General features: G+C 65.5%; 10 protein-coding genes and 1 pseudogene. 7 read left to right on the top strand and 4 right to left on the bottom strand.

Annotated features, from left to right (window positions below; genetic code table 11):
- Positions 1-2 precede the first annotated feature (2 nt).
- Positions 3-1043 carry an SDR family NAD(P)-dependent oxidoreductase gene (locus tag J8F10_RS07225; protein WP_315854086.1) on the bottom strand — a complete coding sequence of 347 codons (1041 nt, stop codon included), beginning with the start codon at positions 1041-1043 and terminating at the stop codon, positions 3-5.
- 277 nt (positions 1044-1320) lie between these two features.
- Between J8F10_RS07225 and J8F10_RS07230 the strand changes: the two genes are divergently transcribed.
- Together J8F10_RS07230 and J8F10_RS07235 are read left to right on the top strand one after the other, a co-directional pair.
- Positions 1321-2100 (top strand): SRPBCC family protein, encoded by a 780-nt coding sequence (locus J8F10_RS07230; protein WP_246523011.1) that lies wholly within the window; start codon positions 1321-1323, stop codon positions 2098-2100.
- Positions 2101-2294: 194 nt separating this feature from the next.
- On the top strand, positions 2295-3464 hold the full coding sequence (locus tag J8F10_RS07235; protein WP_210653170.1) for a zinc-dependent alcohol dehydrogenase: 1170 nt from the start codon (positions 2295-2297) through the stop codon (positions 3462-3464).
- A gap of 19 nt (positions 3465-3483) precedes the next feature.
- Here the strand turns inward: J8F10_RS07235 and J8F10_RS07240 are convergent, their stop codons facing one another.
- Positions 3484-3975, bottom strand: coding sequence for a hypothetical protein (locus J8F10_RS07240; RefSeq protein WP_210653171.1), 492 nt, complete (start codon positions 3973-3975; stop codon positions 3484-3486).
- 248 nt (positions 3976-4223) lie between these two features.
- Here J8F10_RS07240 and J8F10_RS07245 point away from each other — a divergent pair, with 248 nt between their 5' ends.
- From J8F10_RS07245 to J8F10_RS07265, 5 genes are all read left to right on the top strand, one after another.
- Positions 4224-5840, top strand: coding sequence for an RNA polymerase sigma factor (locus J8F10_RS07245; RefSeq protein ID WP_210653172.1), 1617 nt, complete (start codon positions 4224-4226; stop codon positions 5838-5840).
- A 143-nt stretch (positions 5841-5983) separates the two neighbouring features.
- On the top strand, positions 5984-6271 hold the full coding sequence (locus tag J8F10_RS07250; protein ID WP_210653173.1) for a hypothetical protein: 288 nt from the start codon (positions 5984-5986) through the stop codon (positions 6269-6271).
- A 491-nt stretch (positions 6272-6762) separates the two neighbouring features.
- A complete protein-coding gene (locus J8F10_RS07255; RefSeq protein WP_210653174.1) occupies positions 6763-7509 on the top strand; it encodes a dienelactone hydrolase family protein in 747 nt (248 codons plus the stop codon).
- Positions 7510-7613: 104 nt separating this feature from the next.
- Positions 7614-9224, top strand: coding sequence for an acyl-CoA carboxylase subunit beta (locus J8F10_RS07260; protein WP_210653175.1), 1611 nt, complete (start codon positions 7614-7616; stop codon positions 9222-9224).
- A gap of 400 nt (positions 9225-9624) precedes the next feature.
- Entirely contained in the window at positions 9625-10605 is a 981-nt protein-coding gene (locus J8F10_RS07265) for an ADP-ribosylglycohydrolase family protein (protein WP_210653176.1), read from the top strand.
- A gap of 177 nt (positions 10606-10782) precedes the next feature.
- Here the strand turns inward: J8F10_RS07265 and J8F10_RS40700 are convergent, their stop codons facing one another.
- A complete protein-coding gene (locus J8F10_RS40700) occupies positions 10783-11142 on the bottom strand; it encodes a transposase (RefSeq protein WP_390891101.1) in 360 nt (119 codons plus the stop codon).
- A 184-nt stretch (positions 11143-11326) separates the two neighbouring features.
- A pseudogene (locus tag J8F10_RS40705) lies at positions 11327-11842 on the bottom strand (IS110 family transposase); the annotation flags it as partial.
- Between the last annotated feature and the right edge of the window lie 118 nt (positions 11843-11960).

Consider the following 11960-nt stretch of genomic DNA (forward strand, 5'->3'; position numbering starts at 1 on the left):
CGTCAGGCGGACGGTAGTGGGGGAGGCACGACCGCAGCGCCGGCGATTTCGTTGTTCCGTGCTGCGGCGCGGTCGGTGCGCGCGGTGACCGCGTCGGGTAGGGAGCCGCGGCTGTGCTTCCCCTTCGCGGTCGCGGTGCCGATTCCGCCCGGAGCCGGGAGTATGTGATTGTTGGTCAGTTCGAGCAGATCGGCCGTCAGGTTCGGGCAGATCGCTTGCAACGCGACCGCCAGTTTTGCGGGCAGCCCGAGTACCAGTTCTGCATCCCCCCGCGCGCACGCGGAGATGATCTTCGACGCGGCCATTTCCGCGACCATCGAGAACCCGGGCACCGCGTTGCCGGTCGCGAACCACGCATACTCTTCTTCGTGCCGCCCCTTGAAGTCCGCATTGAGGTGGCTGCCCGTTTGCATCAGCCCGGGGCACACGGTCGTCACCACGATCCCGTGTTGCCGCAGTTCGCTCCGCAAGCCGTTGGAGAACCCGACGAGCGCGAACTTACCCGCCGAGTACGGGAGCAGGTGCGGCACCGCGACCTTACCGCCGAACGAGGCGATGTTCACGATGCGCCCCGCGCGCCGGGCTTTCATTTCTGGGAGCACCGCGAGTGTGGTGTAAAGAGCGGCCCAGAAGTGCGTCGCGAGCGACTGCGCAAAATCTTCCTCGCGCATTTCGTCGAGCGGGCCGACCTGAATGATACCCGCGTTGTTGACCAGCACATCGACCGGTCCGTTTCGGAGCTGGGCGTAGGCCACAAACTCATGGACCCGGTCGCGATCGGTCACGTCGCACTCGACCGCGACGACCCGCTCGCCGTACCGGTTCAGGTCATCGACCGCACGCAGCAGTTCATTCGGTTCACGGCTACAGATCGAGATCCGTGCGCCCGCGTTGGCCAGTTGCCGGGCCATAACGAGGCCCAAACCGCGCGACCCGCCAGTAATGAGAACGTGCTTGTTGCGGAAATCGTACCTCGGCTTCAGCGCCCGGTACGTGAGGTACCCCACTGCGCCGAGTCCCGTGAGTAGAAGTGCGCGCTTCACTGGATAACCCCTGTGGGCGAAGGATACGAGGGTAACGGCAAGCAATTCGGGTGCCGGTATCAGGTCTCTTCATTCCAGCACTGTGACAATGGCACGCACATACAATCGCGCCCCACGGCGCCCGACCATGAGCGGCCGATTGCTCGCCACGATCGGCACGTCGTCCGCACCACCCAATCTGGAGCGCTCGAACAACGTAAACGAAACCACCCCACCCGCGGCACCGGGATTGCTCCCGCATCAGTGTTTCCGTCCGATGTGCTCCCCGAGGTGATTCATGGCAAGTACCCTTCTCACCACAACAATTAAATCCGTCGCCGGTCCCGATTCCAGGGTCGCCCGCGCCGTCGACCGACTCCCACAAGCGCGTACCAACGTGAGCAGCAACGAACGGTGGGTGTCGCTGGCCGCCGGCGGTGCGCTCGCGGTACTCGGGTTCGGGCGCGGGCCGACGCTGCTGTCCTCGTTGCTCGGCGCGGGTCTCATTTACCGCGGTACGACCGGGAACTGCGCGCTGTACCAGGCCCTCGGGGTCAGCACCTCCGACTCGACGAAGCCGCAAACGGCCATCGCCGCCGGGCACGGTACGAAAATCGAGCACGCGATCACCGTGAACAAGCCCGTGGTCGACGTGTACCGGTTCTGGCGCGACTTCGAGAACCTGCCCCGCTTCATGACGCACCTTGTGGACGTGGACACGACCACCGACAACCGCTCGCATTGGATCGCCCGCGGGCCGCTGGGCATCAAGGTCGAGTGGGATGCGGAGATCGTAACCGATCACCCGAACGAGGTGATTTCGTGGCGCTCGCTCGACGGCGCGGACGTGGACACGACCGGTTCGGTCCACTTCAAGGAGTTGCCGAACGGGCGCGGGACCGAGGTGCGCGTGAGTCTGAAGTACGATCCCCCGGGCGGCAAGTTGGGCACCGCGCTCGCGAAACTGATCGGCCAGTCCCCGGAAGCGCAAATCAAGGCCGACATGCGCCGGTTCCGCCAGATCCTCGAAACCGGCGAGATCCCCACCACTTACGGCCAACCCCACGGTAAGCGGTAGTTCAGTCGAGGACTGCTCACCAGGCTCTCGAGTGTGGTCCGCTCGCTCCGCGAGCGGGTTCGAGTTCCTGGCTCAGTGACACCGCCTTTCAGTTCACGGCTCAACCGCTCGCGGAGCGAGCGGACCACACTCGAGAACGCGGCTCGTGCCCAAAACAGGACCGATTCCACACCTTCTAATAGAGGACACAACCAATGCGAGCCTTGTGCTGGCGCGGGAAGAAAGACGTGGCGGTCGAACGGGTGCCGGACCCGAAGATCACCAATTCGCGGGACGCGATTATCCGAATCACCACCACGGCCATCTGTGGGTCCGACCTGCACCTGTACGACGGGTACATCCCGACCATGCAGGCGGGGGACATCCTCGGTCACGAGTTCATGGGTGAGGTGGTCGAGACCGGGCGCGACGTGACCAACTTGAAGAAGGGCGACCGCGTGGTGGTGCCCTTCACCATCGCGTGCGGCGGGTGCTTCTTCTGCAACAAGCAGTTCTTCTCCCTGTGCGACAACTCGAACCCGAAAGCGGAAATCGCGGAGAGCGTGTACGCGTACTCGGGCAGCGGGCTGTTCGGGTACTCGCACATGCTGGGCGGGTACGCGGGCGGTCAGGCCGAGTACGTCCGCGTACCGTTCGCGGACGTCGGGCCGATCCAGGTTCCTTCTCACTTGTCGGACGAACAGGTGCTGTTCCTCTCGGACATCTTCCCCACCGGGTACATGGCCGCAGAGAACTGTAACATCGAGCCGGGCGACACGGTCGCGGTGTGGGGGTGCGGGCCGGTGGGTTTATTCGCGATCAAGAGCGCGTTCATGCTCGGCGCGGCCCGCGTAATCGGGATCGACTCGGTCGAAGGACGGCTCAAGAAGGCGCGCGAGTTGTGTGGGGCCGAAACGGTCAACTTCGAGAACGTGGACTTGCTCAGATGGCTCGATGAGGCGACCGCGGGGCGCGGACCGGACTCGTGCATCGATGCGGTCGGGATGGAAGCACACGGGAACGGCCTCGCGGGGTTTTACGACCGCGTGAAAACCGCGACCTACATGGCGACCGACCGGCCTACAGCACTGCGAATGGCGATCATGGCGTGCCGCAAGGGGGGAACGGTCTCGATCCCCGGCGTGTACGGCGGGCTACTCGACAAACTGCCAATGGGTGCTGCGTTCGCGAAGGGATTGACCTTCAAGATGGGGCAAACGCACGTCCACAAGTACCTGAAGCCGCTCATGAGCCGCATCGAGCGCGGCGACATCGATCCGTCGTTCGTCATCACGCACCGGTACAACTTGTCGCAAGCGGCCGAGGCTTACGCCGAGTTTGCGACGAAGAAAGACGAGTGCGTGAAGGTCGTGCTCAAGCCGTAATCGGCAGCGGGCACATTACTTACGGATTATACGGTAACACGTTCACCCCGGGTCCGGTCGGCGCGGTCCCGCCCGCCGGCTGCACACCCACGGGCGAATTGGTGCCCGGCCCCCGAGCGTTACCGATGTTCATAAACGGTTGACGCTTCTTGTACGTGATCTGCCACTCCGAGATGTTGTTGCTCGTCACGGTACCGTTCGTGGTCACCCGTTCGCCCGGCAAGTTGGGCTGCTTCTTGTTGGGTGTAAAGTCGTGCTGGGTCTGCTCGTTGTTCGTAACGCGGGCACCGGTAACGACCTCGCGCTCGTCCACGATCTCGTAATCCGCCCCAACGTGCTGGCGGATCATGGCTTCCGCCTCCTGACGGTAGTGGAACGGCCAGGAGTTCGTGTTCGACGGAATCGCAACCACGCCCGAATCACTTTGCTTCGACACGTAACGCGCCGACGAACACCCCACCGAGCAGGCCGCGAGCCCCGCGGCGATCGTCAGCACAAATACACGACTCATGGCGAGCCCCCGCAAGCGATGTGCCCTTCCCCCGAAAGGCGGAGCCGGGACATAACGAAGCGCGGGCTTGTACTCAAGCCCTTTTGAGAACCAACAATAGCGGGCAGGATACCCGGCCCCGCCGTCGCACCACGACAACCGAACAGAGCATCAATTGGGTGCCGTCGTGCGGTGGGTTTCTCGGGATTCTGAAGAATCCGGGGACGCGGAGCGGGCGGACCGGCTACTGAATGGGTAAGGAGGAGCCGATGTCGCACCCCGTCCGCCGAATTATCGCTACTTTCGGCTCAGAACTGGCAGAGCCGACCGACGCCGAGTTGCTCGCCCGGTTCGCAGCCGACCGAGACGCGGGAGCGTTCGAGCTACTCGTCTGGCGGCACGCCGGGTTGGTGCTGCGCACGTGTCGGGGCGTGTTGGGCGATCACCACGCGGCCGAAGACGCCGCTCAAGCCGTGTTCCTGGCACTCGCGCGACAAGCTCCGGCGATCGGGAGTGCGGGGTCCGCGGCCGGGTGGTTGTTTCGGGTCGCGCGCCGGGTTGCCAACCGGTCCACTCGGCGGCACGTGCTGCCGACCGTTCCGGTCGCGGACCTTGATGCCCTCCCCGCGCCCCCGCCGATTCTTGCGCCGGACTTCACTCTCGACCGCGTTCTTCACGAAGAACTGGATCGCCTCTCCGAACCGCACCGCACACTCGTCCTCCTGTGTTTCTTCGAGGGGCTGACTCACGCGGAAGCCGCGCGGAGGCTCGGGTGGCCGGTGGGTACGGTCGCGAGTCGAGTGGCACGCGCCAAAGACAAACTCGCGGCCCTGCTGACCCGACGCGGCGTGTCGCTTTCTGCAATCGTACCGACGGCCCTGGCCGTCTCGTCATCCTTTACGGCAGCAACGACGCGCGCTGCTGTCGCCTTCGCCACGAAGAAGCACCCGCTCGTTTCCGCTCCGGTGCTCGAACTCGCAAAACGGGAGATCCGAATGACGCTCGTGAAGAAGGCATTCCGTTTTGGTACCGGCGCCACCGTGTTATGTGTCTGTCTGGCTTTCGGGCTACGGTCGAGCGCGGAACCACCCGTGCCCTCCCCTCCCCCGCGACCGGTTCCGGGCGCCAAAGAACCTGACAAGAAGCCCCCGCAAGCGGTCGTAAGCAAGACGTTTGCGGTTGCACCCATCACCACGGAACTCCAGCGCCGGCTCTACCGTGGCGCCGGTCCGAACTCGGCCGCGGTCGTGATCGTGGACGGGTCGGCACTGTTCAAAGATCCCAAAACGCTCAACACGGACGCGCTCAATTTGAAGGAACTCCGAACCGCGCTCGCACCACTCCGCCCCGAAAAGGGCCGGTCCGTAGCCCATATTGATGTGCATTACGGGCTCGGTGACGACACGTCACGTAACGGTGCCGATTGGATCGGATCGGCTCTCAATGGTGCGCTGGTGAGCGCCGGATTCACTCCCGGTGATCCAGCGGATCTGAGTACCACTCACAACAAAACGTTCTCATTTGAAGATTACATTGCTCCGTTAAAGGACAATAAGGGAGCAGACGAGACAGAGAATAGCATCGGCGACGAGCGCGTTCGAGCGTACCCAGTGCGCACGCCCTTGAGCCGCGTGCGGACCCAATCAGCCGCGTTTCTGGACGTGTACCCGCGCCTCGACTGCAAAACCGACGATTGGGTTCCTGAGAATGTGGACAAGTCGGTCCGGGCGGCCATTGAGAAACTGAAACTGGCGAAGGACCAACGAATCACTTTCTCACTGAACATCCACCCAGAGCGGGATTTGCAAACTCAAGGACGAGTGCGGAGGGCATGCACGCGGTGGGCTGAGAACGCCGGGCTGGAATTGTGGCAGATCAGCTACTAACCCACGGCCAACGCGCATAGCTGGGGGAGCGGCGTGGCCTTGCGCGCCGTGCCTCGCCGCTCTACCCCTTGGAGAATGGTTCGCACTCTGCGCTCGAGCGCCGCTCGTGTGGTGACGGACCGCGCGGGTGCTCGGTGTGACGTATGGCAACCGAGCGGGCGCCCGTAGAATCGATCGGTTCGTACTTCGAGTCCCTACCCGCCCCCCGTCACACCCAGAACCGCAAGCACCTGTTCCTCGACATCACAGTGTGCGAGCTTGGTGGTCCCACGGCCATTCGTCGGTGGGCCACCAAACTCGCGCCGCGCACGCGGGCCGTGGCCCTGAACCTCACGGGCGCCCTGGACCTGGAGATGAGGTGCGGGGTGCCGATCACCCCGATGACCGCGCGGGGTCGCGTTCGACACCCCGGCGTGGCTGGCACTGGCTGACGCACTCGCGGCCGAGATGGACGCACTGGTCCCGAACCCGAACTGCCTGGCCGGGCTCGGGGCGTGGAACTGGACCAATACCCAGGGTCATTGCACTCACATATCGAGAAGTTCCCCCTGGCGGTGCTGGTCGAGCATCCCGCGAGGGCCGCCGTGAGAGTAGAAAACAATTGGCACGAGGGCGGGAGCGGATGCGATAATGGCATGGTCGTTCCGTCCGGGGCGATGGTCATGTGGTAACGCCATCGTCCCGGACGGGACGGCACCCGTCTACTCACCCCGACTCGTACCAAATCGGGTTAATTCGCAACCATCGAGATCGGCCGCAAAATTCGATTCGCGAGCAATTTGCGGCATACTTGAAGAAGAACGGATCAACCCGATTTGGTATCACTAACTCAATTCCAGCAAGTCGAGCAAAGAGTAACTATCCTTCTACTCCTCCGCAACGGACCCGTTCCCTTAATCTCAAATCACTTCGAGAACCGCCGATGATTGTCACCGACTCCGTCACCGACGTCCCCACGCCCACCGGCCCGATGCGGACGTACTTCTACGCGCCGCACGAACCGGGGCGCCCACCGACCGCGCGCCCCGGGCTGGTGCTGTACTCCGAGATCTTTCAGCAAACGCCCCCCGTGCGCCGGCTCGCGCTCCAGTTCGCGAGTCTGGGCTACCTGGTCGCGGTGCCGGAGGTGTACCACGCGCACGAACCGGCCGGGTGCGTGCTCGGCTACGACGACGCGGGGAAGGATCGCGGCAACGCGCTGAAGCAGATCATCCCGATGTCGGACTTCGACGCGGACGCCCGGGCCGCGGTCGATACGCTTCTGGGGCACCGCGCCTGTAACGGCAGTGTGGGTGCCGTCGGCATCTGCCTCGGCGGGCACCTCGCGTTCCGGGCCGCACTGCTGCCGGACGTGCGCGCGACCGCGTGCTTCTACCCCACAGATTTGCACACCGGTACTCTCGGGAAAGGTGGCGGCGCGGACTCGCTCGCCCGTGCCAAAGATGTACGAGGGGAGCTACTGATGGTGTTCGGCCGCCAAGACCCGCACGTCCCCGGCGCCGGGCGCCGAGCGATCTACGACGCGCTCGAATCGGCCGGCGCGTGGTTCACCTGGCACGAGTTCAACGCGGCACACGCCTTCCTGCGCGACGAGGGCGAGCGCTACGACCCGTCCACCGCGCGACTCGCGATCGGACTCGCGGCCGACCTCTTCCGCCGCGCGCTGTAAATCATCCCTGGGGGCCACTTGGTGATTGGCTCCGGCGGCGCGGGCCAGAAACCTCGGCCCTGTGCCGCCGAAGCAGTGGCCGCGTCCGCAATATAATTCCCGACATGACACCTCTCACCGAACTCTCCGCCGAAGAAAATGCAATCCGCCTCGGCGGGGGCGCCAAGGCCATCGACCGGCAGCACGAGAAGTCGCGCCTTACCGCGCGCGAGCGCGTCGCGCAGTTCCTCGACCCCGGCACCGAGTTGTTCGAGTTGGGGCTGTGGGCCGCGTGGAAGATGTACGCCGAGTGGGGCGGCGCGCCCTCGGCCGGAGTGGTGACGGGCGTGGGCACCGTCTCCGGGCGGCACGTCATGGTGATCGCGAACGACGCGACCGTGAAGGCCGGCGCGTTCTTCCCGATGACGTGCAAGAAGGTGCTGCGCGCGCAGCGCATCGCGTTCGAGAACCGGCTCCCGCTCGTGTACCTCGTCGATTCCGCCGGCGTGTTCCTGCCGCTGCAGGACGAAGTGTTCCCGGACGAGGACGACTTCGGCCGCATTTTCCGCAACAACGCGGTCATCTCGGCCGCGGGTGTCCCACAGTTCGCCGCGATCATGGGGAACTGCGTCGCGGGCGGCGGGTACCTGCCGGTGCTGTGCGACGTGCTCCTCATGACGGAGGGGAGCGGGCTGTACCTCGCGGGGCCGGCGTTGGTGAAGGCCGCGATCGGTCAGGTGGTCGATTCGGAATCGCTCGGCGGCGCGAAGATGCACGCCGCGATCAGCGGGACCATCGACTACCGCGAACCGACCGACGAGGCGTGCCTCGAGCGCTTGCGGCGCCTGGTGGCCGCGCTGCCCGAGGACAAGCGCGCCGGCGCGGTGAGCCCGCCCGCACCGGCGGGGGCCGAGTGGAGCGACTTCACCCAGCCCGAGTACGACGTGCGCGACCTGCTCAAACGGGTCTTCGACGATGCGCCCTTCGACGAGTACAAGGCCGACTACGGGCGCACGATCGTGTGCGGGTGGGGCAAACTCGGCGGGCAAACGGTCGGCGTGGTGGCGAACCAGAAGTTGCGCGTCCGGGCCACCGTGCCGGCCGCGAAGGGCGCCGCCGACAAACCGGGCCACTTCGAGGACGGGCCGCTCCAGTTCGGCGGGGTGATCTACGTCGATTCCGCGGAGAAGGCCGCCCGGTTCGTGATGGACTGCAACCAGCTCCGCGTGCCCATCCTGTTCGTGCAGAACGTGAACGGGTTCATGGTGGGCAAGGACTCCGAACAGTCCGGGATCATCAAGGCCGGCGCGAAACTGGTGAACGCGATCTCGAACAGCGTGGTGCCGAAGCTCACGCTCATCACCGGCGGGTCTTACGGGGCCGGGAACTACGCGCTGTGCGGGAAGGCGTTCGACCCGCGCGTCATCCTCGCGTGGCCCACGGCCCAGTACGCGGTGATGGGCGGGAACCAGGCCGCGAGCACGCTCCTCGATGTGCAGGTCCAGGCACTGAAGCGCGCCGGTAAGGAGCCCGACGCGGACGAACTCGCGGCCCTGCGCGACAAGGTGAAAGCCAGCTACGAGGAGCAGACCGACATCCGCTTCGCCGCGGCCCGGCTCTGGGTGGACGCGATCATCCAACCCGAAGACACGCGCGCCGCTCTGCTGACCGCGCTGGCCGTCGCCACCCGCTTCGATGAGGGCAAGCCGTTCAAAACGGGCGTTCTGCAAGTGTGAGGAGCAAAGACAAAAAGCAAAGAACAGAGCCACGGATCAACGCAGATAACACGGATCAAGACAGAGAACAGAGAACAGAACGCAGAGAGCGAACGTGAGTTGGTTTTTAGCCCCGGTTAGGGGCGACAGAGCGTAGCCAGGGGTGGAGCAACGCGCAACCCCTGGTAGACTACCGGGGCTAAAGTCAACACCACCGACCGAACCGCGACTCCTCGCCCAACACCAGATCCACATCTGCACCTTTCGTGCGGGCGCGCTTTCGGGAATGATAGAGGGGCTTCTCCTGGGATCGCGGACGTCCCGGCCGCGGCCGGGCGGCCCGCGTCGCTTTTGCGGACGAGACGTCCGCGGTCCCAGGTGTTCTGAACCTTTTCTCCCGTTCGCGCGTCCGTGGGGCATTATGAATACGCCACTACCCGCCGATCACACAGACCGCATGCACCGTGCGCGACTCGCCCTCACCGGCCTGTCCGTGGGTGACGCCCTCGGACAAACGTGTTTCCGCGACCACAACTATGAAGCGATCCTCGAAGACCCGCGTGCAACCGCGCGCGGCCCGTGGCCGTTTACCGATGATACCGAGATGGCGATCAGCGTCTACGACGTGCTGAACGAGCACGGCCGCATCGACCAGGATCGGCTCGCGCAGCGCTTCGCGGCCCGGTACAAGGCGCAGCCGTGGCGCGGCTACGGCGGGGGGGCACACCGGCTCCTGGAGCAAGTCGGCAACGGCTATCCGTGGCGCGCGGTAGCCGAGGGCGTGTTCCCCGGCGGCTCCTTCGGTAACGGTAGCGCGATGCGGATCGCCCCGCTCGCGGCGTACTTCGCGGACGGTGACTATTCCGTCGTCGCGAAGCAAGCACGGCTCTCGGCCGAAGTCACGCACGCGCACCCCGAGGGCATCGCGGGCGCCATCGCCACGGCCGTCGCGGGAGCGTGCGTGTGGAGGAACCGCGCGCGACCCACCGAGGAGGCCACGCGGCGCGAACTGTTCGACGCGGCACTCGCACACACGCCGACGGGACTGGTGCGAGACGGAATCGAGCGCGCCCGAACGTTCACCTTCGACCTCTCGACGGAATCCGAGGTCCGACTGGTCGGGCGCGGCGCGGCCGTGGTCCCATTTGACCTGTCCATCGAACCGGTGGTGCGGGCGCTCGGAAACGGTTCGCACATTTCCTGTCAGGACACGGTTCCGTTCTGTCTGTGGGTGGCCGCGATGCACCTCCACAACTACCAGACCGCCCTCGTACAGACCATCCGCGCACGGGGGGACATCGACACCAACTGCGCGATCGTCGGCGGCATCGTGGCGCTCGCGGTGGGCGAGAAGGGCATCCCGAACGACTGGCTCGCTCAGCGCGAAGAACTGGTCGTGTGATGGCGCGGGGCCGAACATTCAAGCGCACAGGGCTTCCGCCCGGTGCTACAAACGCCGGCCGCTCCGCGGCGGAAGATGGTTTGTGGTCTTCGCCCCGGGCGCCTGTGTTGAAGGTCAAGGGAAAAACACGCGATTAGGCGGTGGCGACGTTCGGGGTCCACGGTTTGTTGTCGCGGATCATGGCATTAAGGATGACGAGGGCTTGCGCATCGCCGCCACCTGCGCGACCTTGATCGCTTTACCCGCCTTTCGCCGCTTCTGATAGAACGCGCGGATCGGCTCGTTGTACCGCACGGCCGAGAGGATCGCCATGTACAGGCCGCCGAACGCCCCGCGCCCGCCGGCGATCGAACGGGTGCCCGACATCCGGCCACTGTCGCGGCTCATCGGGGCCACGCCCACGAGCGACGCGATCCGCTTGTTCGAGAGCGTTCCCAGCTCCGGGAGCTCGCTCACCAGCACCCGGCTCACGACCGGTCCGATGCCCGGAACCCCTTGGAGCAGGTCGTCCTTGGCGCCACACCGGACGCGCTTCAATGAGCTCGGCCAGTTCCTTGTCGACCTGGTCCAGTTGCTTGAGAGCCACGCGATGTGGGCCCGCACGCTCGTCGCCACGCGCGCGGTCGCCAGGGCCAGGCGGTTGGCCTCCGCGTGCGCATCTCCAACAGCTGGCGGCGCGGTCCACGAGACCCGCGAGGGCCACGGCCTCGGCACCGGGGAGCGCCCGGACCTCGGGTCGGATGGCCTCGGCGAAATGGGCCAGTACCGCGGCGTCGATGGCGTCGGTCTTGGCGAACTTGCCGGTGGCCCGGGCGAAGTCCCGTACCTGGCGCGGGTTGACGACGGCCACGGGGTGCCCGGCCGCGGCGAGGGCCGCGGCCACCGCGCCCTCGAACCCCCGGTGGCTTCGAGGACGATGCGCTCGGGCGCCCGTTCGCCCACGCGCGAGTAGGGCCGCAATACCGGTCGGGTCGTTGGTGTAGCGCGCGGCCGATCCGTCGGGCCGCGCGTGGAGGTCGAGATGATCCTTGGAGACATCGATCCCCACGAAACATGCGGTCGTCATGGTGGTGCCCCGATGCACCCGTTCGGCCCGGCCTTGCGAATCCGGTTGGGGTCCACGCGCCTGTTCGGGCTGCGAGGGTGCGAGAGTCGTGGGGTGGTCCTTGCTCCGGGACGGGATTTCACTCCCAAGGGGCGTGCGGCCTACCCCACCACTCTTCGGTTTACGAAACATACAAGGGGCCGTCTGACGTAGCACAGGGCGGAAGCCCTGCGCTTGAATTGATCTGCTCTTTGTCTTGATCCGCGCTATCTGCGTTGATCTGCGGCTCTGTCTTCTGTCCTTTGTCCTC

It is taken from the genome of Gemmata palustris (assembly GCF_017939745.1).
GTDB classification, from domain to species: Bacteria; Planctomycetota; Planctomycetia; order Gemmatales; family Gemmataceae; genus Gemmata; species Gemmata palustris.

Coding starts and splice junctions, on each gene's coding strand:
- J8F10_RS07230 (WP_246523011.1), top strand. CDS start 1,321: ATGGCAAGTACCCTTCTCACCACAACAATTAAATCCGTCGCCGGTCCC.
- J8F10_RS07235 (WP_210653170.1), top strand. CDS start 2,295: ATGCGAGCCTTGTGCTGGCGCGGGAAGAAAGACGTGGCGGTCGAACGG.
- J8F10_RS07240 (WP_210653171.1), bottom strand. CDS start 3,975: ATGAGTCGTGTATTTGTGCTGACGATCGCCGCGGGGCTCGCGGCCTGC.
- J8F10_RS07245 (WP_210653172.1), top strand. CDS start 4,224: ATGTCGCACCCCGTCCGCCGAATTATCGCTACTTTCGGCTCAGAACTG.
- J8F10_RS07250 (WP_210653173.1), top strand. CDS start 5,984: ATGGCAACCGAGCGGGCGCCCGTAGAATCGATCGGTTCGTACTTCGAG.
- J8F10_RS07255 (WP_210653174.1), top strand. CDS start 6,763: ATGATTGTCACCGACTCCGTCACCGACGTCCCCACGCCCACCGGCCCG.
- J8F10_RS07260 (WP_210653175.1), top strand. CDS start 7,614: ATGACACCTCTCACCGAACTCTCCGCCGAAGAAAATGCAATCCGCCTC.
- J8F10_RS07265 (WP_210653176.1), top strand. CDS start 9,625: ATGAATACGCCACTACCCGCCGATCACACAGACCGCATGCACCGTGCG.